We start from the raw sequence: 21,179 nt of genomic DNA, 5'->3' as shown, positions 1-21,179 counted from the left end.
CCTGCACCCGCCCGCGAAACAACCATATGCCGTTCCGCCGCGCATAGCGGTCATGATAGAGCAGGCTTGCCGTCACCCAATCGGGGCCGACTTCATGCTCGATCCGGCAACTCACCAGCCCGATGGCGTCGTCGGGGCCGAGCAGTTCGATCAGGTGATTGGTCACATGGTGTGCGCTGGTGGTGAACTGGCGCAATGCCGCGTCGAAGGTTTCGCGCAGTGCCGGTCGTCCCTGCTTGCCCTCGCCCACCCGAACGTCATCGACATAGAGCGAGACCAGCGCATCGAGATCGCGCGCATCGACGCACAGTGCATAGCCGAACGCCAGTTGCCGGATCGCTTCGATCGCCTCGATCCGCCCGAGCCTTGCGGTGATGTCGTCGGTCATCCGGTCCCCATCGCGCGCGCATATTGTGGCGGCCATGACGGCGTTTCGCCCAAGGCTCGGGCCGCATGCAGCGCCCAATAGGGATCGCGAAGCATGGCGCGCGCGAGCAGGACGATATCGGCGGCCCCATTCGCGACGAGCGCCTCGGCTTCCTCAGCCGTTACAATTCCGCCCACCGCTGCGGTCGGCATCCCCGTCCGGGCCCGAATGACGCGCGCGAAATCCCGCTGGACCGCCGGCCCGTCCGGCGGGGCATCACCGGGTATCGCGGACCCGCTCGAACAATCGATCAGGTCGGCTCCGGCTTCACCGAGCAGCCGGCCAAGGCGAATCGACTCGTCGAGTGTCCAGCCGCCGGGAGTCCAGTCGACGCAGGACAGCCGCACCGCGACCGGGACATCTTCCGGCACCGCGGCGCGGACGGCCCGGACGATCTCCAATGCCAGCTGCGCCCGTCCCTCGAAGCTGCCGCCATAGTCGTCGGTGCGGTCATTGACGAGCGGGGACAGGAAGGAATGGACCAGGTAGCCGTGCGCAAAATGGCATTCGACCCAGCGGAATCCTGCAGCAACGGCCCGGCGCGCGGCTGCGCCAAAGCCATCGACGATCGCCGCAATAGCCGGGGTATCGAGCGCATAGGTTGGCGCTGACCTGGCCGAGAACGGCGCCGCGGTCGCACTCCCGGCCCTCCACCCCCCTGCTTCGAGCGGCACCGCCTCGCGGCCAAGCCATGGCACCTGAGTGCTGCCCTTGCGTCCTGAATGGGCGAGCTGGATTCCAGGGATTGCGCCGGCGGCTGCAAGCGCGGCGGCAACGGGCCGCAACGCCTCCCTGTGCCGATCGGACCATAGGCCAAGATCGGCCGGGCTGATCCGGCCTTCCGGGGTCACCGCGGCGGCTTCGGTGACCACCAGTCCTGCGCCACCGACCGCGCGGCTGGCCAGATGGGTGAGGTGCCAGGCGTTCGCCAGCCCGTCGGTTGCGGAATATTGGCACATGGGCGACACGCCAATGCGATTGCGCATCGAAACGCCGCGAAGGGTGAACGGCGTAAAGAGCGATGCCGTCACGACTCCCGGGTCGCCAGTTGCTCGATCCGCTTGATGGCGTCTGCGATCTGGCCGGGGTCAGCATTCACGATGATGCGGCCGCCCTTGGGCCCGATTGTCGTCAACCGCGCGATTTCGGCGATTTCATCCGGCGTCGGTGATCCCATGTCCAGCTCCGCCAACGAGGCAGGCAGACCGACGCTTCGGTTGAAGCCGATCACGTCGAGGATAAACCCGTCATCGCGTCCCTCGATGGCAAGCTGAACCAGCGTCGCATAGCCGACATGGTCGCCATGCGGTGCGCTGGCGGCGCCACGCGCCTTGACCAGCCCGCGTACGACAGCATGGGCGTAGGACAGGCCGCCGCTCTCCCAGGCGAGCCCCGCCATCAGAACATTCGCCTCGACCACCGCCTCGAACGCCTCATCGGGCTCGTGCCGTTCGGCTGCCGCCATCGCCGCTACGCCATGTTCGCGCAGCGTCTGATAACAGGCATCGGCAATCGCCAATGCCGTGCGCAACTGGCGTGTTCCGAAGAAGTTGCTCGCGCCATCGGCCACCGCGCGCTCCGCCTCGAACTTCTTGGCAAGCGCGTCGCCCATGCCCGTCCGCAGGAAGCGTGCGGGCGCATTCGCGATCAATTGCGTGTCGGTGACGACCAGCAACGGACTGTCGGGGATCGTCTCGATCGCGACCAGCACATGCTCGTCATTATAGATCGCCATCGAGCGGCCCGTGGGCGAGTCGTTGGACGCGATCGAAGGCACGGCAATGAACGGGAGGCCCAGCTTGAATGCCACCCCCTTGGCCGCATCAAGTCCCTTGCCCCCGCCGATGCCGATCACGCAATCCGCGTCGCCGGCCTGTTCGACCAGCAGGTCGATGGCGGCGTGAGTGACCTCGCCGCGAAAGGCGAGCGTGATGCTGGGACGCCCGGTAAAGGCGGTCGAGAGTTGCGCCTCGACGAAGGGCAGCACATCGGCATCGACCACCAGCAAAGGCCGCTTTGTCAGCCGTTCCGTAAGCGTGCCGAGTTCGCCGATGGCGCCTGGGCCCTGCACATAGCGGGTCGGCCCGCCAAAGATCCTGATCATCCGCCGAAATTGCCCCAGCACATGCCCGTGCGAAAGGTTCAAACGAAAGCATCCCATCCGCGATTGTTGGTTCGGGCGGATCGGCGCAAAACATCGGGCATGAACCCGATCGAACGCGACACCCGGATCGCCCTTGCCGCCTGCTATCGCCTGATCGCGCGCTACGGGATGACGGATCTGATCTTCAATCACATCACGGCGCGCATCCCGGATACGGAGGATCTGCTGATCAACCCGTTCGGGCTGCTGTATGAAGAGATTACCGCCAGTTCACTGGTGCGGATCGACATCGAGGGCAATGTCCTCGACGCGGGCGATACGGACTATGGGATAAACCGGGCGGGTTATGTCATCCACAGCGCAGTGCATTCGGCCCGGCCCGATGTGCAGGCGGTCATTCATACGCACACCCGTGCGGGCGTCGCGGTTTCGTGCATGCCGCAGGGGCTGATGCCGATCAGCCAGACCGCACTGCGCTTTCTCGGCCGCACCGGCTATCATGATTTCGAAGGGCCGGCGATCGACGAGGGCGAGCGGGTCCGTTTGATCGCTGCGCTCGGCGCCAACGACGCGCTGATCCTGCGCAATCACGGACTGCTGACCGTCGGCCGATCGATCCCGGAAGCGTTCCTGCTGATGCAGCGGCTGGAGACGGCGTGCCAGATCCAGGTAGCAGCGCTGGCGGGCGGCGCCCCGGTCATGCCGAGCGCGGAAAGCCAGCAGCGCACCGCGCAGCTATTCGCCCCGAAAACGGGGAGTGCGGAGGTCTCGACCGATGGCGGTCGCGAATGGCCCGCGCTGCTGCGGCAGCTCGACCGGGCCGATCCACGCTACCGGGACTGATCAGACCTCGATGAGGACGGCGCCCGCCTGACCGCCGCCGGCACACATCGCCGCGACACCGAGCCCCCCGCCGCGACGCTTGAGATCATGGATCAGCGTGATCAGCATCCGCCCGCCCGACGCCGCGACCGGATGGCCGATGGAGCATCCGCTACCCGAGATATTGATCGTCTCGTCATCGATGCCGAGCATCCGCGACGCTGCCAGCGGGACCGAGGCGAACGCCTCGTTGATCTCCCACAACGCCACGTCGGACTGATCCACCCCGGCTCGCGACAGCAGCTTGGGGATGACATCGAGAACGCCAAGTCCGGTCTTCGCCGGATCGACGCCGACCGAGGTCCAGGCACGAATCTTTGCCATCACCCCGAGACCTTGGGCCGCGGCAACCGCGTCGGTGGTCACCATCATCGCCGATGCCGCATCATTGACGCCGCTCGAATTGCCTGCGGTAATCGAGAAGCCCTCGATTTCGGGATGCAGCACTTTCAGCGTGGCGAGTTTCTCGATGGTCGATCGCGGCGGGGATGCTCATCGACCTTGAACGCCACGGTCGAGCCATCCGGCATCAATGCCTGGACGGGTACGATCTGCTGGTTGAAATATCCCGCGTCGATCGCGGCAATCGCACGCTGGTGCGAGCGGACCGCCCAGGCATCCTGTTCCTCGCGCGTCAGCCCCGCCGCCCGGGCGGTGTTCCAGCCGACCGTGATCGACATGTCGAGATTGGGTGCCTCCGGGCTGTCCGGGTGAGTCGGCGGCATCCAGAAATCCTGGACGTCCTCCGTACCGGGCACCCTGCGCTGCATCTTCGGCGCGGTCGAGATCGACATCACCCCGCCCGCAACGATGAATGTTTCCATCCCCGACATGACCTGAGCTGCGGCAAGGCCGACCGAAGTCAGGCTCCCCGCGCAATGCCGGTTGAGCGCCATCCCCCCGGCCTTTGTCATACCGGCCTCGACAGCGGCATGCCGCGCGACCGCGCCGCCGCCATAGAGCGATTCGGCAAGGATCACATCGTCTACCCTGTCCGGCGCGACGCCCGAACGCGCCACGACTTCCTTGAGCACGGCCAGCGCCAATGTCTCCGCACTGGTATTGGCGAGCGTTCCCTTGCGGGCGGTGGCGACGGCGGTGCGCGCTGCGCTAACGATCACGGCTGATGGCATGGAATCCAATTCCTCTGGGCGTATCTCGACGTTGCTCACAGCCCTAAAGCCGACAAGGTGTAGGTTTCAAGTCGCGCGCCGATTGCGCAAGTATGTGCGCTCTATGCCATGTCGGCTGGCGATGCGGCATCGATGCGTTAAGTCCCGGGCGGGAGGTGGCGATGCAGGGCAGTAACGGCTTCTGGCGCATGCGTCGGCGCTGCGAAACGCTGGCGCTGGACGATTTCGTGTTCGCCGCGGATGAGCCACGTGCGCCGGACGAGAATGAGATTACCATCCATACGCGATACATCGCCCTCGACCCCTATCTCGCGCGGGCGATGCGCAGCTGGGCGGGCGAAGTTCCGGATTGGGCGGACGGTACCATCCATGGCCGGATCATAGGCGAAGTCATTTCATCGCGAGCGCCGGGCTATGCCGTGGGCGATACCGTGCTGGCCATCGGACGTTGGCAAGCGGTGCAAAGCCTTGCCGCCGCTCGTGCCGAAGTAATTTCCGCGGCGATCCACCCGCCCCGGCTGGCGCTGGGGGTGCTGGGCCGCTCGGGCATGACCGCATGGGTCGGGCTTCACCTCGCTCAGCCTGCAGCGGGCGAAACCCTTCTCGTCTCGGCCGCCAGCGGCCCGGTGGGAAGCGTGGTCGGCCAGCTTGGAAAGGCGCGCGGACTGCGCATCGTCGGCACCGCCGGGGGCGCCGACAAATGCGCCTATGTCGTCGAAACGCTGGGGTTCGATGCCTGCCTCGACCATCGCGATCCCGATCTGGCGGGCCGGATCGCCGCGGCGGCGCCTGAGGGCATCGATATCCTGTTCGAAAATGTCGGCGGTCCCAGTCTCGATGCGGCCTTGCCCGCCATGGTGCAGGGCGGCCGGATCATGCTGTGCGGACTGGCGGCGCACTATAATGACGAGGCGCCATTGGCGCTCAGGCATTTCAAGACATTGCTCTATCGCGCGCTCACATTGCGCGGGTTCATCACCGCCGAGCACCCAGAGCTGTTCGAACCTGCTCGCGCCGAACTGGCGGACGGCATTGCAAGCGGCACGATCGTGCATCGCGAAACGATCATCGATCATCTGGAACAGGCCCCCGCCGCCTATCTCAACATGCTGCAGGGTGCGGGGATCGGTAAGCGGCTGATCCGCCTTTAATCGTCCGCGGCGTCGAGATGCGACCGGACATGACCGCTGATCTCGAAGAGAATACGCAGCAGCGCATCGATCTGGTCGGGCGGATATTCGGCGAACTTGCCCTGCAGGATCGCGACATAGCGGGCATGCGCTTTCGCCAGCAATGCCTGTCCCGTTTCGGTCAGGCTATAGTCGAGCCGCCGGCCGTCCGCTGCGCCCCGTTGCCGGACGACCAGTCCTTGCTCGACCAGCCGGTTGAGGTCTCCCGAGATGACGCTGGGCGGCAGGATCATCGCGCGGGCGATGGCGCCGGGATTGCCCTGACCTTCCGAAATCCAGCTCATGATCCAGATCCCGCGAGGCCCGAGGCCATGGTCCTGGGCGAAGCGGGCATGGATCGCGCCCAACGAGGTCGACAGATTGCCGATCGACGCCAGCAATCGCCCGATCGGACCCGATGGAAGACGGGCCTGCAAATGCGCGACAGTCTTGGGCAGGTCCTCGCTCATCCGGTCACGCTGCCCGATCCCTCCGGCCGCCGCCATCGCATATGTGGTGGATCGGCACGCAGAGATGAAACCGCGCATCGCGCATGATACTTCGATTTTCGAATTAAATCGAGACGACGATGCTCAAACTCAACATGAAGCCCACCGGCTGGTTTCAGATCGGATGGTCGGCTGAAATCGCACCAGGTCAAGCCGTGCCCCTGCGCTATTTCGCGCAAGACCTCGTCGCCTTTCGCAACGGTGCCGGCCGCCTGAGCGTGCTGGACGCGCATTGCAAGCATCTGGGCGCTCATCTCGGCCATGGCGGCAAGGTTCGCGGGGATTGCATCCTATGTCCCTATCATGGCTGGGCGTGGCGCGAAGACGGCAGCAATGCCGACATCCCCCATCAGGACAAGCCGACGGGCGCGAAGCTGCGCAGATGGACCACGATCGAACGCCATGGGCTGATTTTCCTTTGGCACGATCCGAGCGGCGAGGGGCCGCGCGACGGGTGGGAGTTGCCCGACCTGTTCGCCGATTTTCCGGAAAGCCTCGCGGACGAGGCTGACTATTATCCCTGCTATCCGCAAGCGGTGGTCGACCGGCCGGGCGAGCATATCCATCCACAACTGATGATGGAGAACACGGCAGACTCGGTGCACTTCGTGTTCACCCATGGCGCGCCGGAATATCCGCAGCTTACCGACTGCCGGATCGAGGGCAATCGTCTGCACAGCACCATGGCGTTCAAGTCGCCGAAGACCGGAAAGTTCGCCCTGTTCAACCGGGGCATCAAGCCGAATGTCGGCCTCTCATTCACCTTTTTCGACGGCGACAATGTCCATTATCGCCTGATCCTCACCGCGACGCCGATCGACGACGAAACGGCCCATTTCCGGGTCAGCTACTTCCTGCCCCGCGATCCGGCATCGCCCGATATGATGCCGCTCAGGTTGCGCGACTTCGCCGCTCATGCCGCGGAGTTGTTCGAAGAGGATGCCCGCATCTGGCGGCATCAGATCTTCGTCCAGCGCCCCGTCTACGCCCAGCAGGATATCAGGGGCTACACGATGCTGCGCAGCTGGAGCGAACGCTTCTACGAAGGCGAGTCTGGCACTTCACCGACCCCCTTTGTCGAGACCCTTTGACAATCGCTACACCGAAGGACGATCGATGCTGAAACTGAGCATGAAACCGACAGGCTGGTTCCAGATCGGCTGGAGCGCGCAGATCGCTCCGGGCGGCGTGGTCCCGATGCGCTATTTCGGCGCGGACATGGTGGCGTTTCGCGACGAAGCTGGCGACCTTGCTGTGATGGATGCGCACTGCAAGCATCTCGGTGCGCATCTCGGCTATGGCGGCAAGGTGAAAAATGGCTGCGTCGTCTGCCCCTATCATGGCTGGATGTGGGACAAAGACGGCCGGAACGCCCAGATCCCTTATCAGGACAAGCCGACCGGCGCGAGGTTACGCACCCGCCACATCATCGAGCGGCACGGGTTGATCTTCATGTGGCACGATCCAGCCGGCGGGCCACCGCGCGAAGGCTGGGAGCTACCCGACCTGTTCGCCGATTTCGATCTCCCCGGAAGCGAGGCAGACTGCTATCCCTGCTATCCGCAAGCGATCGTCGACAAGCCTTCCGAACCGATCCACCCGCAACTCATCCAGGAGAATGCGGCCGATTCGATGCACTTCCGCTTCACGCATGGCGCGCCGGAAGACCCTGAGCTCCTGTGGTTCGAGACGCCCGGCACGCGGTGGCGCTCGCGCATGGGATTCAAATCGGCAAAGACCAAGCAGGTGGCAATGACACTGCATACGCTCAACATGGGGCCGGGGTTGTCCTTCGCTGCATTCGATGGACGCAATCCCTATCGCCTGATCCTGACAGCGACGCCGGTAGACGATGCCGTGTCGGACCTTCGGGTCAGCTATTTCCTGCCCCGCGACCCTGCGTCCCCCGACGTGATGCCCCAGGCGAAACGTGATTTCGCGCACCATACGATCGAGTTGTTCGAGGAGGATGCGCGCATCTGGCGGCATCAGGTCTTCGTTCAGCGCCCGGTGTTCGCGAAACAGGACATTGCCGGCTATATGGCGCTGCGCAAATGGGGCGAACAATTCTATGAAGCGCCCGAGGGCACGACACCGACCCGCGCGGTGGTCGAGCTATAGCCCGGCCACCGCCTCGCCTCGTCAGAACAGCGACTTGTGCTTGCCGCCGTCCACGCCGATCCAGTTGCCGCTGATATAGCCGGCGAGGTCGGAGCATAGATAGGCGATGGTCGATGCGATCTCTTCCGGCCGGCCGACACGACCCGCCGGAATCAGATCATGCAGGAATTCGCCGACCTTGTCGGGCGTCACGCCCATCTTCTTCTCGAGATAGTCGTACATATTGGCGGTGCCGATCCAGCCCGGCCCGACAGTGTTGCAGGTAATGCCGTACTTTGCCACTTCGTCCGACAGCGTCTTGACGAAACCGACGGCAGCGGGCCGCGTCGTGTTCGCGAGCATATGGTGGATGTTGCCGACGGGTTCCTTCGCGGTACCCGATCCGACCGCGACGAACCGGCCCCAGCCCTTGGTCTTCATCGCCGGAATGACCTCGCGCGCCAGATAGACCACCGACATTGCATAGACGATGAAGAAGCGTTCGAAATCCTCATCCTTCACATCGTCGAAGTCGCCGGCGATATTCTCCATGACGCAGCTGATCGCGATGTCGGGATCGCCGAATTGCGCACGCACCGCAGCTACGGCGTCGCGTACGCCGCTGCGTGTCGTCAGGTCAGCGGAATAACCCATCGCGGTACCGCCCCGGCTGCGGATCTGAGCGACCGTATCGTCGATCGGCCCTTGCGTGCGGGCGACGATCGCCACCTTCGCTCCTTCGTCGGCCAGCATCAGCGCGGCCTCGCGCACCATGCCCTTGCTCCCCCCGACACGAACGCAACCTTGTCCCGGATACCGAAATCCATCGCCTCTCTCCCTTGAACCAGTGGCCCAAAGGATCGCCAGTCGCGGATATTTCGCAACGCGTTGAAGCTAACGATCACAGCCGCGATCCGCTGGACAGTTGGTCGGTGCTATCGAGGGTCCAAGGAGAGCGCGATGGCAGACAGGATGTTGGAGGGCCGCCGGATCATCGTGACGGGCGGAGCGAGCGGTATGGGCGAAGGGCTGGTCCGCGCCCTGCCTGCGATGGGCGCGCGCGTCGTGTCGCTCGACCTCAACGCCGATGCCGGGGCACGGGTCGCCGGAGAAGCGGGCGCGAGATTCCTTGCGGTCGACGTGACGGACAAGGCCTCGGTCGATGCTGCGACGAACCAAGCCGTCGCTGCGCTGGATGGGCTGGACGTGCTGATCCATGCCGCGGGAATAGCGCCCGGCGCGCCTGCCGAGATCGATCCCGCCGGCGCAATGGCTTGAAGCCATCGCCGTCAACGCGACCGGCACTTTCCTGATCAATCAGGCGGTGTTCCCGCACCTCAAGGATCGGGGCGGCGCGATCATCAACTTCGCATCGGCGGCTGGGATCAAGGGCTATCCGGGCAAGGCAGCCTATGCCGCCGCCAAGGGGGCCGTCGTCGCCTGGGTGCGCTCAATCGCCAGCGAATGGGGCCGCTACAATATCCGCGTCAACGCCATCGCGCCCACCATCTGGACACCGATGTACGACAAGACCCGAAGCAGCATGAGCACCGACCAGCTTGCTGCCCATGATGCCGCCCTCAAGATCGCGATCCCGATCGGCGGCAAGCTCGGCGATATCGGGCGCGACCTGGTGCCGGTGGTCGCGTTCCTGGCTTCAGACGGCGCGCATTTCATGACCGGACAGATCATTCCCGTCGATGGCGGGGCCTTGATGATGCGATAACAGACGGGAGAGCGAAGATGCTGGGCGCACCGCGGATCAAACATATCGACGAGGTTTACGAGCAGGAGGTGGTTCGCATCGAGTTTGCGGACGGGCGAACGGCTTCGATCTATGAACGCTTCCTCGGATCGATGCCGCGTTACTTCGCATTCTACAATCGATGGGAGCCGGGGATGATCTCGCTCACCCATGGGCACCAGGGCGATCACACCGTGTTCGTGCTCGAGGGCGAAGTGACGGTCGGCGACCGGCGATGCCACAAGGGCACGCACATCTTCCTGATGCATGGCGACCGTTTCGGCCCCTGGGTCGCCGGGCCGGACGGCTGCGAATTGCTCGGTGTGATCGCCGGTAGTGGTGAGGCATTCTGGTCGGAACAGGACATGGCCGACTATCTGGCGCTGCTGGAGAAAAATGGCGCGAAGCAGGGCATCGTGCCGGCGCTCAAGAACCGCGAACCGTGGAAAGCGAAGGGAAACCCGCTGCCTGGCCCGGTCAGCTAAGCGCGCTCTGCGGCCCCGCCGGCCCGGTGAAAGCCGGATTGGGGTAGGAGCGACCGTCCGCCTCGATCCGTCCCCGGAAGAAAGGCACGAAGGTCCGGTGCGCGAACCGCCAGCCATCGGCTGTGCGCACCAACCGGTCCTGATAGCTGCCGAAGCAGCAGGATAGACGGTCTTCACCCTTGCGCTGAAGCAGCTCGGTGACGGTCCAGCTTGCGGTTGCGCTATCGCCGTCGACCGAGATGATTCCTGCGCCGCAATTCTGATTGAGAAAGGCGAGCGGCTCCAGCGTCAGGATCAGTGCCTCCGCGATCGCGGCGCGCCCGACAATGCCGGGCTTGGAGAAGGCGGTGAGAACGCCGTCTTCGGCATAGGTTGCTGCCGCCGCGGCCCCGTCGAGCCGCATCACCGCATGACTGTACGCCGCGGCCAGCCGCTGGATCTCGATCTCGTCGATCAGCCGGCGTTCAAGCAGCATCACGACAATATTGCCCGCCCCCGATCGAGCACGACCTTGTCGCCGACGCGCGCCCGAAACGCGACCGCGCCATCCTCATCCCACAGATCGACCGCGATCGTCTCGCCCGGCAGCACCGGCTTGGAGAAGCGCGCTTCGAACGAGGTGATCGCCCGTTCGGGGAATGTCTTCGCGACCGCGACCGCAGCGACGCCATAGGTGGCCAGCCCGTGCAGGATCGGGCGTGGGAAGCCCGCCTTGGCGGCGAAAGCCGGCTCGGCGTGGAGGGGATTGCGATCGTTGTTGAGGCGATAGATCAACGCCATGTTCGGATCGGTCGGCATCTCGACCGAGCGGTCGGCGGCGCGATCGGGCACCGGTTCAAAGACATGCGACTCGCCCTGAGGTCCGCCAAAGCCGCCATCAGCGCGGCAGAAGACGCTCGATTCGCTGCGCGCGATCAACGCTCCGGTCGCCTTGTCGATGGTCTCGCGCACCAGATCCATGACCGCGCCCTTGTCACCCTTGTCCCAGATGCCGGTCACGCGGTTGGTGGTGATCACCGTCGCGCCAACCGGCAGGTCGCGAAGCGTCGTCAGCCGCTGCGCGCCATGGACGACCATCGTTCGGGTAATCCCGGTTTCGGGATCGGTCATCCAGTTGCCGGGGTGGCCGATGACGATGGGCATGGTCGGAAAGACCTTCAGGTCCTTCTCGAACACATAGCGCAAGTCCCATGGATCCATCGGATCGCGGCCGAGGCCGATCGACAGCGCATAGAACATGACATCGCGGTCGGTGACCACCGATTCGACCGGCGCGAATTCGCGCGAAAGGATATAGTCGGCGTTGAGCGGCATCAGAGTGTCTCCGTTGTGCCGAAGATCGTGACCGACTGGCTGGAAAGCGTGCCGCCATTGCCGTGCGCCAGCGCGAGCTTCGCGTCCGCCACTTGCCGGGTGCCCGCCTGACCGCGCAATTGGGTCACCGCCTCGACCATTGTGAACAGACCGTACATGCCGGGATGGACACAGCTCAGGCCGCCGCCATTGGTGTTGACCGGCAGCCGGCCTCCCGGCGCGATCCCGCCATCGGCGACGAACCGTCCGCCCTCCCCCTTCGGACAAAATCCCAGATCTTCGAGGAACAGGATCGTGTTGATCGTGAAGGCATCATAGAGTTCGACGATGTCAATGTCCGAAGGCTTCACGCCGGCCTGTTCATAGGCCCGCGCGCCGGCTTCCGATGCTGCAGTCACGGTCAGGTCGGTTGCTTCGGAGATGTTCTTGAACCAGGTCGCCGACGCCGCGCCCAGCAGATAGACGGGGGGCTGGGGCAAGTCTCTTGCCCGGTCGGCGCGTGTCATCACGATCGCCGCGGCGCCGTCGGTAACGAGGCAGCAATCGCGCACCGTCAGCGGATCGGATACCATCCGCGCGGCCAGCACGTCTTCGATCGTCAGCGAATCGCGCGCGAATGCATCCGGGTTCAGTTGCGCCCATTTGCGTGCGGCTACCGCAACCTCGGCCAGATGCTCGCGCGTCGTGCCATATTCATGCATGTGCCGCGCGGCGGCGAGCGCGTAGCTGCTCGGCGGATTGCGCGGCTTGTAGGTCTGCTCGTAGGGAAAGGGGGCCGCGCCACTCGACACCAAGCCGCCCGATGCCGACCGCTGGTTGCTGCCATAGGCAATCAGGACCGCGTCGCACAGGCCCGCCTCGAGCGCGAGCGCTGCCCACATCGCATGGATCTGGAACGCCGATCCGCCGGTGCGCGTCGATTCCACTATTTTGGGCCGGATGCCCAGATATTCAGGAACGGACATCGCGCAGAACGGGTCCTGCGGCAGCATCGCAAAGACGCCATCAATGTCCGAAGGCTTCAGACCCGCATCGGCGATGGCGCCGAGCGATGCCTTGGCCAGCAGTTCGGCCGCCGTATAGCCCGGTGCCGATCCCATACCGAAGGTGGCGCTGCCCACCACCGCTGTCCTGCCGCGTGGAAAGCTCATGCGCCTGCCTCCGTGAACAGGATTGCGGGCTTGCCGTCGATCTCACCGACCTTCGCCTTCACCTTCAGCCCGATTTGCACGGCTGCCGGGTCGATATCGACGACGCGGCCCATCATCCGTACCCCCTCGGCCAGGTCGATCAGCGCGACATTATAGTCTTCGGCAGGCGGTTTGCTGCGAACCACCGTGGTCGAATAGACGGTTCCGTCCCCCGACGCTTCCACCCATTCGAGGTCTGTCTCGCCCGTTCCCGGCACAGCGACGCGCGGAAAGAAGACATAGGTCCCGCTCTCCTTCGCGCGCTGGAGCATGAAGCGCCCTTGGGCGAGAAACGCGAGATATTGTTCTTCGGGCTGCATCAATGGCCTCCGCCGACGGGCTGGCCGGCGACGGCGAGCGCGTCGACCGCGACAACGCCTTCACCCGCCGGGTAGACAAATACGGGATTGAGATCGAGCTGGTCGATATTGTCTTCGGCGCGCGCGAGGTCGGCGACGCGGGAGATGAGCGCCGCCAGGGCGTCGAGATCTCCCGCCGCCTCCCCGCGAACACCTTCCAGGATCGGGGCGGTCTTCAAACGCCCGATCAGCGTCTTTGCCGCCTCGGTCGAAATGGGCGGCGGCGCGAACACCACGTCCTTCAGGACCTCGAGATAGATGCCGCCGGATCCCAACATCACCAGCGGTCCGAAATCGGGATCGCGTGTGATGCCGATCACGATTTCATGCCCCTTGGGCATCATCTTCTGGACCAGAACCCCCTCGATTCGGGCATCGGGCGCATAGGCTATCGCCGATGCCATGATCCGGTCGAACGCCGCCTCGACATCGCTTTCGCCGATGTTGAGCGCGACACCTCCGGCCTCGGTCTTATGGGCGATATCGGGCGACTGGATTTTCAGCACGACCGGGAAGCCCATCGCGCGCGCCTGTGCGAGCGCCGCCGCGCGATCGGAAACCAGCGCGTTGGCAGGCACCGGGATGCTATAGGCCGACAGCAGCGAGCGGGTCTGCAGCTCGTTCAATATGCCCGGCGCGATATCGTTGCAGACCGCTGCTGCAGCCGGCGCCAGAACAGGTGCGCGCGCCTTCCAGTCAGCCAGAAAGGCCGCATGTTTGTTGAGCGCCGAAAGGGCGGATGCGCAACCACGGAAGCTTGCAAAGCCCTGACCTCCCAGTTCCGCCAGTGCCGCCATATTCTCCGGGTGCGGCAGAATATGCGAATGGAACAGGATCGGCTTGGTCGCGCCCGAATAGAGCGGCCCGAGCAGGTCGGCGAGCGCCTTGACCCGACCTGGCTTGTGCAGGCCCATATTGACGACGATCGCGTCGATCTCATCGCTATGCTGCAGGCGTTCGAGCACCTTGACCAGCGGCCGCCCGCCCGCCTCGACGGCCTGCGCGGTGACGTCGACCGGATTGGCGGGTGACCCGAATTCGGGAATGAATTCCTGGAGGCTCGCCTGCAGCTGCGAGGACAGAACGGGGACGTCGATGCTCGCGGCGCCGAGCAGATCCGCCGCCCAGGCACCTGCGCCGCCTGAAGTCGAGACCACCGCCGCACGGGCCACACGGCCCTGCGGGAATCGTGCCAGCGCTGCTGCAGCCGCCAGCATCTCTTCCATATCGAACACCCGGATCACGCCGTAGCGGTCGAACACCGCGTCATAGGCGGTGTCCGCGCCGGTCAGATGGGCGGTGTGGCTGACAGCGGCGCGCTGCCCCGCTTCCGAGCGGCCGACTTTCATGACGACGATGGGCACGCCCTTGTCGGCTGCCTTTGCGGCTACCGACGCGAAGCGCGCGGGGTTTTTCAGCCCCTCGATGAACATGACGATGACACCGCTCTCGCCCTGGTCGAGCAGGTGATCGACGAAATCGAGGGATTCGAGGTCGCCTTCATTGCCCGTCGTGATGACGGACTGGAAGTCGAGATTCTCCGACAGCCCCCGGCCGAACAGACAAAAGCCCAGGCCACCCGATTGCGACACGATTGAAACCTTGCGCCCCGGGCGCGGGGCGGCCCTGTTCTGCGACAGCGCCTCCTCGACCACTGCGGCGAAGGTGGAGGCAATGCCGGCAAGATCGAAATACCCCTCGGTATTTGGTCCCATATAGCGCAGCCCGCTATCGCCGATCGCGTCGGTCAGATCCGCCATATCGACGCCCGAGGACAGAATCACCGCGGCCTTCGCGCCTGCCGCCACCGCCTCGCGCACCACGCCTGGCACCGTTGCGCCAGGAGTCGCGACCAGCACCAGTTCCGCGCCGCCGGGGATCTCGCTCAGGCTGGTATAGGCAGCCTGTCCCTGGATCGTACCGCCCCTGGGATGAACCGCATGCACCACGCCCGGATAGGCGCTGTCCTTTGCCAGCTTGAGCAGCTTGCCGCGAAGCTTGGACGGATCGTCGGCTGCACCGACCACGGCGATGCTGGCGGGCGTGAAGAAGCTCGAAAGCACGTCGATCGAAAGCCCTTTATGATTGTCCGTTCGCTCTTCGTCGATGCGAGGCACAAGGCAAGTGCGCGGAGCAATCAATCACATACGGGGTGAAGGCCGAACATCCGGTCCAGAAAAGCGAGCGCGGCATCGGCAAAGACATCGTTGCGATCACCGACGATCATGTGCCCCGCGCCTGCGATCGACTCGACTTCAAGCTGGGGAACGATCGCACGGAACGCGGCGAGCCCCTCGTCGCTCACGACCTGGCTCCGCTCACCACGGGTCAGCAGGACCGGCATGGTCAGCCGCGCGGACATTTCTTCGAGAAAGCCGGTCGCGGCGGCAAGTCCGATTCCCTGTTCGCGGTCCATCCAGGCCGGATCCCAGTGCCAGTGCCAGCGCCCAGCCCCGTCGATGCGCATGTTTCTCTGCATGCGTTCGCCCGCGTCCGGCCTGGGCTCCTGCCCGCGGATGCGCGCCAGTTCCGCCGCGGCTTCGTCGGGCGAGCTGAACCCTTCGGGCGGCGCACGCAGCACTTGCGTAACTTCTGCTACTCCAGCCGGATTGGTCCGCGGGACGGTATCGACGATCACCAGCGCGCGAACCCTCTCCGCTCCGGCCTGTGCTCCAGCCACGAGCGAGATCTTGCCGCCGAGCGAGGCGCCGACGAGTACACATGGCCGGCCAAGTCCGTCGATCACCGCCAGCAAGTCGCCGACCGTGCGGGCATAGCCATAATGGCCATCGGGTGACCAATCGCTTTCGCCATGCCCGCGCAGGTCGAGCGTGATCGCGCGCCAGCCTCGCTCGCTCAGCCGTTCCGCCGCGCGCGACCAGCCATGGCGCGTCTGGCCCAATCCGCCCAGCATCAGCACAGGCGGCCCATCGACCGGGCCGAACATGCTCGCCGCCAGCCTTATGCCACCCAGCCCCCTGAGCCAGCTGGTCATGCGGCTTTCACGGCTTCGGCGGCGAACAGCGCGGCGCGTGCATCGGCATCAAAGCCGAGCTCCTCCAGAAGCTGCGCGCTATGCTCGCCGAGCAACGGCGGCGGCCGGCGAAGCGGCGTCGCGAGATCGCCGAAACTCCACGCAACGCCGACCTGATCATAGCCGCCATAGGCTGGATGGTCGAACGAGGCGACGAGACGCGCTGCGCGATTGTCAGGATCGGCGAGAAAGGCAGCGCCGTTGTCCAGCGCGACGGCGGCAGCCGGATATCCCCGAGCGGTCAGCGCCGACACCGCCGCTGCTTTGGTCATCGCCGCAATTGCCGTTTCGCTCAGCTCGCCGGGCAGGGCATCGCGGCCGGGAGCATCGACGGCAACCCAGCCATCCACGCATTCGAACAGCCGCTGCGCCGGCCCGATCCCGATCTGGTCACGATCAAGTCGGGTCAAGGGGGCGAGCGTGCCGTCGGGGAGGACAAAGGTCTCCATCGTCGCGAGACTGCCGCCGAGCAATGACGCCGCGACGAACTCGCCCTCCCCCGTCGCGTCGCGCCTGAGCAATGCGAGCAATGTCGCCACGACCGATGCGAGCGCGCACAGGTGATCCATCATCCCGAAACGGCACCAGGTCGGACGATTGCCCTCGCCCGCATTCGCCGCTTCCCATCCGGAGGCAGCCTGAAACAACTGGTCGTAGCCGGGCCAGTCCTTGCGCGGCCCCTGCGGTCCATAGGAATTGACGTGACAATAGACGGCACGCGGGTTGGTGGCGCGAACCGCATCCCATCCAAAGCCCAGCTTTTCCGCGGCAGGCATCCGCTGATTATGGTGGACCACATCGGCCCATCCGATCAGCTTCTCGAGCACCTTGCCCGCATCGGGATGCTTGAGCGCGACTGCGATGTCCCGCTTGTTGCGCTGGCATCCATTGAACGCCCAGTCGGCATGGCGCAGCGGATCGCCCGTCGTCGATCTGACCTTCACGACGTCCGCGCCCATATCGGCGAGCAGTTGCGGAGCCAGCGGCCCTGCCAGGAAGTTGCCGAAATCGGCGATCTTCAGGCCCTGCAGCGGTGATGCCATCGCGCACGCTTCGACCATGGGTTCGCCTGTCGGCGTTCCGCTCGCGACCTGTATCGGCGGCCCGGGCTGGCGGGTCCGGCCAAACCGCGTATCTTCGACATCGACGACATAGGAATTCGCCGCCGCCTGCTCGTCCTCATAGAGTGCGCCCATGTTCTGCACCGGTTGGGCCGGCACATCGGACGCCCAGAGTTCCTCGAGCCACTCGCTGCGCGGGCGCGTCTTGAAGATCGCCTCGATCGCACCGCGATCCTCGATATATTTGATCACGGCGTTCGCATATCTGGCGTTGTGTGCAGCGCGCCTGTCCGGGTCCATTGCCGCCAGCGCGCGCGCGACGGACGGCGCCTTGATCGGCTGACCCATGGTATGCATCCACAGACCATCGCCACATTCGAACAGTGTCGCCCCCGCATCCTTCGGAAATCCGAATTTGAGCGCCGGCGAGGGCCTGTCGGCGCGGTGCCAGATCAGCGCGGTCGGAATCAGCGCGCCCTGCAACAGACTGGTCGCTACCGATCCGCCTTTGCCCGTGCGCCGTCGCGCATAGAGCCGCGCCAGCACGCCGATCGCCGCAAGATAGCCCGCATGCGCGCTGCCCAGCGGAAAGCGCAGCCAGACCGGGCCATCGCGTGCCACGGCCTTCTGCTCGTCCAGCAGGCCGGCTTCAGCCAAAACAAGCGCGTCGCTGACCGGGCGGTTCTCGTTCGGATGGCCGGCAGGCCAGCCGCCGACCGCGACATGGATCAGTGCCGGATGGCGCATGGAGAGTGTCGCGTTATCAAGGCCGAGCGCGCCCGCAGCGGCGGGCAGCACGTCGTGGATCACTGCATCGACTTCGCCGAGCAGCGCATCAAGCCGCGCTGTGCTGAATGGCTCACGCTGTTTGTAGCGGTTCCACAGCGCATCTTGCTCGGGACTGAGAGGCGTATCGTCGCGGTCGAGCTTGATCACCGTGGCGCCGCTCTGCGCCAATAGCAATCCTGCCGCAGACACCGCCTGTCCGGCACCAAGATCGAGCACCTTGAAACCGCGCAACACGTCAGTCATCCCGCTCTCCGCTCAGCATTTTTTCTGGATGATTCGAGAAATCGCGAATCGTGTCGGGTGCGCGCAACGCCTGTCCGGCGCGCTCGGGCGCATAGGTGAAGCAGGATCCGATCATCTGGCTCATCGCGCTTGCGGCTGCCCCGACGGGAAAATCGAAAAAGCGGGTGCCGGACACCATCACCCCCCGGCGGAGCATCAGCCCGGCTTCGATGAGATTCTCCGGCTGCGCCCGGGTCCAGGCATCGAACGCCCGCCGGTCGCCGGCCGGTACGCCGACCGCGTTTTCGCGAACATCGTCGAACTGCCAGTGCAACAGCGTCTCGCCATCGCGATCAATCTCGGCAACGATCACGCTCTCGACCGGATCGGATACGCGAATGTCGTAGGTGAACGGCGCAGGATCGAGCGCATGTCGCGCGGCGACAACGAACAGGTCGTACAGATGCGTGCAGTGATCGCGCTGATTTTCAACCAGGGCCGCATCGGCGAGCGCGACCCCGGCCATCCGTTGGGCAAGGAAGCCTCCGGCGGCGGGGCAGGTCGACCAGGGATAGCGCGGCGCCCGCGTCTCCACCGCTTCGATCCGTGCGCCATCATGGATCAGCGACACGCCAAAGCAATGCGCGTCATCCTCCATGTCGACGTCGATGCGCCCGTCTCCCGGCACGACGCGAACACGCCGCCGGTAGCCGGTGAACGCGTCGGCCACCGTCACTCCCCGCTGAAGTTCGGCTTGCGCTTTTCGCCGATGGCCTCGATCGCCTCGGCATGATCCCGGCTGATGTTGGACAGGCCTTCATAGGCCATGCCGGTATCCATCGCAGCATGTGCAAGCTGGCGCAGCGGCTGGTTGATCGTCATCTTCGTGCCGTAGATCGACATGCTCGCACCATTGGCCAGCTTGTCGACCCAGCGATCGGCGAGCGCGGTTGCCTCCTCAAGCGTCGGGACGGATTCGGCGATCAGACCAAGATCCGCAGCTTCCCTGCCCGTAATCGGTTCGCCCAGCATCAGGAACTTGCGCGCCTTGGCATAGCCCATCATCTGCGGCCAGATCAGCGACCCACCATCGCCCGCGACGAGCCCGATATTGACATGCGGGTCGGCAATCTTGGTATCGTCCGTCGCCACCACGAAATCGCAGAGCAACGGCAGCGTCGCGCCCAGACCCATCGCATGGCCGTGGATCCGGGCGATGGTCGGCTTGGGACAATCCAGCACGGTATAGACCAGCCGCCGCGAGTTCCAGATGCCCTTGAAGAACAGTCCGGGATCCTCGACCTTGCGCTTCATCTGGGCGAAATCGCCGCCCCCGCAGAACGACTTGCCCTCGCCGGACAGCACCACGCACCGCACTCGCTCGTCGAACGTCGCGTCATGGAAGGCATCCGAGATCTGCTCGTTCACCGGATCGTCGATGATGTTGCGCTTTTCGGGCCGGTTCAGCGTCAAGCGCAGGACAGCATCGTCAAGCTGGACGCTGAGCTTGTCATAGCGGGAATAGTCGAATTTCATGCCGGTGCTCCTACCGCTGCAAAGCGGCGCAGATGGAAAGCGGGATCGCCGAACATCTGGTTCAGCGTGTTGAGGCGGATATAGTGATGGCCGATATCCAGCTCCTCGGACACGCCCATGCCACCGTGAAGCTGCACTGCCTGATAGCCGACGAACTTGCCCGACTTGCCGATCTGGACCTTGGCGGCGGAGACGATGCGTGCCCGCTCCACCGGAGTGTCGCCGAGCGACATCGACGCGACATAGGCCATCGAACGCGCCGTTTCGGTCTGGATATACATGTCCGCCATACGGTGTTGCAGCACCTGAAACTTGGCGAGCGGCGCGCCATATTGTTCGCGGGTGCGGGTATATTCGGCAGTGGCGGGCACGAGATGGCCCATCGACCCGATCGCCTCGCCACATGCTGCAGCGATACCATGGTCAAGCGCCAGTTCGACCAGCGCAACGCCGCCGCCGATCTCGCCCAGCACCGCATCCTCGCCGACGCTCAGTGCGTCGATCACGACTTCCGCCGCGCCGTGCGCGTCGATCATGCGGAAGCTGCGGCGCGCAACCTGGTCTGCATCGACGAGGAACAAGGTAATGCCGTCGCGATCCCCCAATGCGCCCGAGGTCCGCGCCGCCACGATGAACGTGTCCGCGCTGTCCCCCCCCGATCACCACTGGCATCCGCCCGCTGATCGTCCAGCCGGCGCCCGCTGCAGCTGCGGTAAAGCTGTGATGCTCTGCGCTGCGCAGCACGTGCGTCGAGCCCGCCGCCAGCGCCAACCGCGCATCGCCCGCGATCACCCGTTCGATCATATCGGTGCGCCCGCCCGCAATCAGCAGCCGGCCGCACACGATCGCGGTCATCAGATAGGGCAGCGTCACCAGATGCCGCCCGAAACGCTCCATCACCACCAACGCATCGACGGGCGATGCGCCATAGCCGCCGAGCCCTTCGGGGAATGCGGCGCCGATCAGGCCGAGTTCGGCCATCTCGCGCCATAGCTGCGCCTGTCCCTCGAGGTCGCCGAGCAGCTTGTGCCGCGTAACAAGGTCGTATTTGTCGGTCAGGAACCGGTCGACCGTGTCATGCAGCATCTGCTGGTTGTCGCCGTAATGAAAATCCATCGTTC

24 protein-coding genes and 1 pseudogene are annotated in these 21,179 nt (G+C 64.9%); 7 read left to right on the top strand and 18 right to left on the bottom strand.

The genetic code is table 11. From position 1 onward, the window contains the following. Nucleotides 1-67: 67 nt before the first annotated feature. The 3 genes and pseudogenes from LRS12_RS20345 to LRS12_RS10005 all read right to left on the bottom strand — a co-directional run. Nucleotides 68-388, bottom strand: a pseudogene (locus LRS12_RS20345) (nuclear transport factor 2 family protein); the annotation flags it as partial. Then, complete coding sequence (locus LRS12_RS10010; RefSeq protein ID WP_257844464.1) at nucleotides 385-1,458, bottom strand: NADH:flavin oxidoreductase/NADH oxidase; 1,074 nt, start codon at nucleotides 1,456-1,458, stop codon at nucleotides 385-387. The pseudogene LRS12_RS20345 and the gene LRS12_RS10010, both read right to left, overlap by 4 nt. Further along, nucleotides 1,455-2,531: a glycerol dehydrogenase gene (locus LRS12_RS10005; protein ID WP_257844463.1), complete on the bottom strand. Its 1,077-nt coding sequence runs from the start codon at nucleotides 2,529-2,531 to the stop codon at nucleotides 1,455-1,457. The genes LRS12_RS10010 and LRS12_RS10005 overlap by 4 nt, the downstream gene beginning before the upstream one ends. 21 nt (nucleotides 2,532-2,552) lie before the next feature. Between LRS12_RS10005 and LRS12_RS10000 the strand changes: the two genes are divergently transcribed. Next, complete coding sequence (locus tag LRS12_RS10000) at nucleotides 2,553-3,374, top strand: class II aldolase/adducin family protein (protein ID WP_075150259.1); 822 nt, start codon at nucleotides 2,553-2,555, stop codon at nucleotides 3,372-3,374. Here the strand turns inward: LRS12_RS10000 and LRS12_RS09995 are convergent, their stop codons facing one another. Then, entirely contained in the window at nucleotides 3,375-3,860 is a 486-nt protein-coding gene (locus tag LRS12_RS09995; RefSeq protein WP_257844462.1) for a hypothetical protein, read from the bottom strand. A 2-nt stretch (nucleotides 3,861-3,862) separates the two neighbouring features. Then, nucleotides 3,863-4,534 carry a hypothetical protein gene (locus tag LRS12_RS09990; RefSeq protein WP_257844461.1) on the bottom strand — a complete coding sequence of 224 codons (672 nt, stop codon included), beginning with the start codon at nucleotides 4,532-4,534 and terminating at the stop codon, nucleotides 3,863-3,865. A gap of 173 nt (nucleotides 4,535-4,707) precedes the next feature. On the opposite strand from LRS12_RS09990, the gene LRS12_RS09985 reads away from it, so the two are divergent. Beyond that, nucleotides 4,708-5,697 carry an NADP-dependent oxidoreductase gene (locus LRS12_RS09985; RefSeq protein ID WP_257844460.1) on the top strand — a complete coding sequence of 330 codons (990 nt, stop codon included), beginning with the start codon at nucleotides 4,708-4,710 and terminating at the stop codon, nucleotides 5,695-5,697. On the opposite strand, the gene LRS12_RS09980 is transcribed toward LRS12_RS09985, so the two are convergent. Beyond that, the gene (locus tag LRS12_RS09980; RefSeq protein ID WP_257844459.1) at nucleotides 5,694-6,221 is read right to left on the bottom strand and encodes a MarR family winged helix-turn-helix transcriptional regulator; all 528 of its coding nucleotides are present in this window, start codon (nucleotides 6,219-6,221) and stop codon (nucleotides 5,694-5,696) included. The two genes, LRS12_RS09985 and LRS12_RS09980, sit on opposite strands and share 4 nt — an antisense overlap. 83 nt (nucleotides 6,222-6,304) lie before the next feature. Here LRS12_RS09980 and LRS12_RS09975 point away from each other — a divergent pair, with 83 nt between their 5' ends. Beyond that, nucleotides 6,305-7,315 (top strand): aromatic ring-hydroxylating dioxygenase subunit alpha, encoded by a 1,011-nt coding sequence (locus LRS12_RS09975; RefSeq protein ID WP_257844458.1) that lies wholly within the window; start codon nucleotides 6,305-6,307, stop codon nucleotides 7,313-7,315. Between the two features lie 25 nt (nucleotides 7,316-7,340). Next, a complete protein-coding gene (locus tag LRS12_RS09970) occupies nucleotides 7,341-8,345 on the top strand; it encodes an aromatic ring-hydroxylating dioxygenase subunit alpha (RefSeq protein WP_257844457.1) in 1,005 nt (334 codons plus the stop codon). A gap of 21 nt (nucleotides 8,346-8,366) precedes the next feature. Here LRS12_RS09970 and LRS12_RS09965 read toward each other — a convergent pair whose 3' ends face one another. After that, nucleotides 8,367-9,185 (bottom strand): SDR family oxidoreductase, encoded by an 819-nt coding sequence (locus LRS12_RS09965; protein ID WP_257845478.1) that lies wholly within the window; start codon nucleotides 9,183-9,185, stop codon nucleotides 8,367-8,369. A 99-nt stretch (nucleotides 9,186-9,284) separates the two neighbouring features. On the opposite strand from LRS12_RS09965, the gene LRS12_RS09960 reads away from it, so the two are divergent. Genes LRS12_RS09960 through LRS12_RS09950 form a run of 3 tightly spaced genes read left to right on the top strand, consistent with a single transcriptional unit; the run spans nucleotide 9,285 to nucleotide 10,553 of the window. Next, nucleotides 9,285-9,602, top strand: a complete 318-nt coding sequence (locus LRS12_RS09960) for an SDR family NAD(P)-dependent oxidoreductase (RefSeq protein ID WP_257844456.1) — start codon at nucleotides 9,285-9,287, stop codon at nucleotides 9,600-9,602. Continuing rightward, complete coding sequence (locus LRS12_RS09955) at nucleotides 9,568-10,050, top strand: SDR family oxidoreductase (RefSeq protein WP_308223038.1); 483 nt, start codon at nucleotides 9,568-9,570, stop codon at nucleotides 10,048-10,050. Before LRS12_RS09960 ends, LRS12_RS09955 begins: the two co-directional genes overlap by 35 nt. Before the next feature lie 17 nt (nucleotides 10,051-10,067). Then, nucleotides 10,068-10,553, top strand: coding sequence for a hypothetical protein (locus LRS12_RS09950; RefSeq protein WP_257844455.1), 486 nt, complete (start codon nucleotides 10,068-10,070; stop codon nucleotides 10,551-10,553). Here the strand turns inward: LRS12_RS09950 and LRS12_RS09945 are convergent. Genes LRS12_RS09945 through LRS12_RS09895 form a run of 11 tightly spaced genes read right to left on the bottom strand, consistent with a single transcriptional unit; the run spans nucleotide 10,546 to nucleotide 21,174 of the window. After that, nucleotides 10,546-11,028, bottom strand: coding sequence for a nuclear transport factor 2 family protein (locus LRS12_RS09945; RefSeq protein ID WP_257844454.1), 483 nt, complete (start codon nucleotides 11,026-11,028; stop codon nucleotides 10,546-10,548). The two genes, LRS12_RS09950 and LRS12_RS09945, sit on opposite strands and share 8 nt — an antisense overlap. Beyond that, entirely contained in the window at nucleotides 11,028-11,867 is an 840-nt protein-coding gene (locus LRS12_RS09940) for a MaoC/PaaZ C-terminal domain-containing protein (protein ID WP_075150268.1), read from the bottom strand. The genes LRS12_RS09945 and LRS12_RS09940 overlap by 1 nt, the downstream gene beginning before the upstream one ends. Beyond that, nucleotides 11,867-13,018: a thiolase gene (locus LRS12_RS09935; RefSeq protein WP_257844453.1), complete on the bottom strand. Its 1,152-nt coding sequence runs from the start codon at nucleotides 13,016-13,018 to the stop codon at nucleotides 11,867-11,869. The genes LRS12_RS09940 and LRS12_RS09935 overlap by 1 nt, the downstream gene beginning before the upstream one ends. Continuing rightward, nucleotides 13,015-13,377 (bottom strand): Zn-ribbon domain-containing OB-fold protein, encoded by a 363-nt coding sequence (locus LRS12_RS09930; RefSeq protein ID WP_075150270.1) that lies wholly within the window; start codon nucleotides 13,375-13,377, stop codon nucleotides 13,015-13,017. Before LRS12_RS09930 ends, LRS12_RS09935 begins: the two co-directional genes overlap by 4 nt. After that, nucleotides 13,377-15,533, bottom strand: a complete 2,157-nt coding sequence (locus LRS12_RS09925) for an acetate--CoA ligase family protein (protein WP_257844452.1) — start codon at nucleotides 15,531-15,533, stop codon at nucleotides 13,377-13,379. Before LRS12_RS09925 ends, LRS12_RS09930 begins: the two co-directional genes overlap by 1 nt. Nucleotides 15,534-15,553: 20 nt before the next feature. Further along, on the bottom strand, nucleotides 15,554-16,411 hold the full coding sequence (locus LRS12_RS09920) for an alpha/beta fold hydrolase (RefSeq protein WP_257844451.1): 858 nt from the start codon (nucleotides 16,409-16,411) through the stop codon (nucleotides 15,554-15,556). Further along, nucleotides 16,408-18,543 (bottom strand): CoA transferase, encoded by a 2,136-nt coding sequence (locus LRS12_RS09915; RefSeq protein ID WP_257844450.1) that lies wholly within the window; start codon nucleotides 18,541-18,543, stop codon nucleotides 16,408-16,410. The genes LRS12_RS09920 and LRS12_RS09915 overlap by 4 nt, the downstream gene beginning before the upstream one ends. Beyond that, the gene (locus LRS12_RS09910) at nucleotides 18,536-19,252 is read right to left on the bottom strand and encodes a hypothetical protein (protein ID WP_257844449.1); all 717 of its coding nucleotides are present in this window, start codon (nucleotides 19,250-19,252) and stop codon (nucleotides 18,536-18,538) included. The genes LRS12_RS09915 and LRS12_RS09910 overlap by 8 nt, the downstream gene beginning before the upstream one ends. A 2-nt stretch (nucleotides 19,253-19,254) precedes the next feature. Beyond that, nucleotides 19,255-20,058 (bottom strand): enoyl-CoA hydratase/isomerase family protein, encoded by an 804-nt coding sequence (locus LRS12_RS09905; RefSeq protein WP_075150274.1) that lies wholly within the window; start codon nucleotides 20,056-20,058, stop codon nucleotides 19,255-19,257. After that, nucleotides 20,055-20,564, bottom strand: a complete 510-nt coding sequence (locus LRS12_RS09900; protein WP_257844448.1) for an acyl-CoA dehydrogenase — start codon at nucleotides 20,562-20,564, stop codon at nucleotides 20,055-20,057. Before LRS12_RS09900 ends, LRS12_RS09905 begins: the two co-directional genes overlap by 4 nt. Further along, the gene (locus tag LRS12_RS09895) at nucleotides 20,482-21,174 is read right to left on the bottom strand and encodes an acyl-CoA dehydrogenase family protein (protein WP_257844447.1); all 693 of its coding nucleotides are present in this window, start codon (nucleotides 21,172-21,174) and stop codon (nucleotides 20,482-20,484) included. Before LRS12_RS09895 ends, LRS12_RS09900 begins: the two co-directional genes overlap by 83 nt. Nucleotides 21,175-21,179: the final 5 nt, after the last annotated feature.

The organism is Sphingomonas sp. J344 (genome assembly GCF_024700005.1).
Classification (GTDB): domain Bacteria; phylum Pseudomonadota; class Alphaproteobacteria; order Sphingomonadales; family Sphingomonadaceae; genus Sphingomonas.
The sequence above is the reverse complement of the archived record's forward strand: the minus strand, read 5'-3'. Positions and strand labels throughout refer to the sequence as shown.

Coding starts and splice junctions, on each gene's coding strand:
- LRS12_RS09945 (WP_257844454.1), bottom strand. CDS start 11,028: ATGCTGCTTGAACGCCGGCTGATCGACGAGATCGAGATCCAGCGGCTG.
- LRS12_RS09940 (WP_075150268.1), bottom strand. CDS start 11,867: ATGCCGCTCAACGCCGACTATATCCTTTCGCGCGAATTCGCGCCGGTC.
- LRS12_RS09915 (WP_257844450.1), bottom strand. CDS start 18,543: ATGACTGACGTGTTGCGCGGTTTCAAGGTGCTCGATCTTGGTGCCGGA.
- LRS12_RS09975 (WP_257844458.1), top strand. CDS start 6,305: ATGCTCAAACTCAACATGAAGCCCACCGGCTGGTTTCAGATCGGATGG.
- LRS12_RS09980 (WP_257844459.1), bottom strand. CDS start 6,221: ATGGCGGCGGCCGGAGGGATCGGGCAGCGTGACCGGATGAGCGAGGAC.
- LRS12_RS09930 (WP_075150270.1), bottom strand. CDS start 13,377: ATGCAGCCCGAAGAACAATATCTCGCGTTTCTCGCCCAAGGGCGCTTC.
- LRS12_RS09985 (WP_257844460.1), top strand. CDS start 4,708: ATGCAGGGCAGTAACGGCTTCTGGCGCATGCGTCGGCGCTGCGAAACG.
- LRS12_RS09960 (WP_257844456.1), top strand. CDS start 9,285: ATGGCAGACAGGATGTTGGAGGGCCGCCGGATCATCGTGACGGGCGGA.
- LRS12_RS09920 (WP_257844451.1), bottom strand. CDS start 16,411: ATGACCAGCTGGCTCAGGGGGCTGGGTGGCATAAGGCTGGCGGCGAGC.
- LRS12_RS09970 (WP_257844457.1), top strand. CDS start 7,341: ATGCTGAAACTGAGCATGAAACCGACAGGCTGGTTCCAGATCGGCTGG.
- LRS12_RS09905 (WP_075150274.1), bottom strand. CDS start 20,058: ATGAAATTCGACTATTCCCGCTATGACAAGCTCAGCGTCCAGCTTGAC.
- LRS12_RS09950 (WP_257844455.1), top strand. CDS start 10,068: ATGCTGGGCGCACCGCGGATCAAACATATCGACGAGGTTTACGAGCAG.
- LRS12_RS10005 (WP_257844463.1), bottom strand. CDS start 2,531: ATGATCAGGATCTTTGGCGGGCCGACCCGCTATGTGCAGGGCCCAGGC.
- LRS12_RS09935 (WP_257844453.1), bottom strand. CDS start 13,018: ATGAGCTTTCCACGCGGCAGGACAGCGGTGGTGGGCAGCGCCACCTTC.
- LRS12_RS09895 (WP_257844447.1), bottom strand. CDS start 21,174: ATGGATTTTCATTACGGCGACAACCAGCAGATGCTGCATGACACGGTC.
- LRS12_RS10000 (WP_075150259.1), top strand. CDS start 2,553: ATGCCCGTGCGAAAGGTTCAAACGAAAGCATCCCATCCGCGATTGTTG.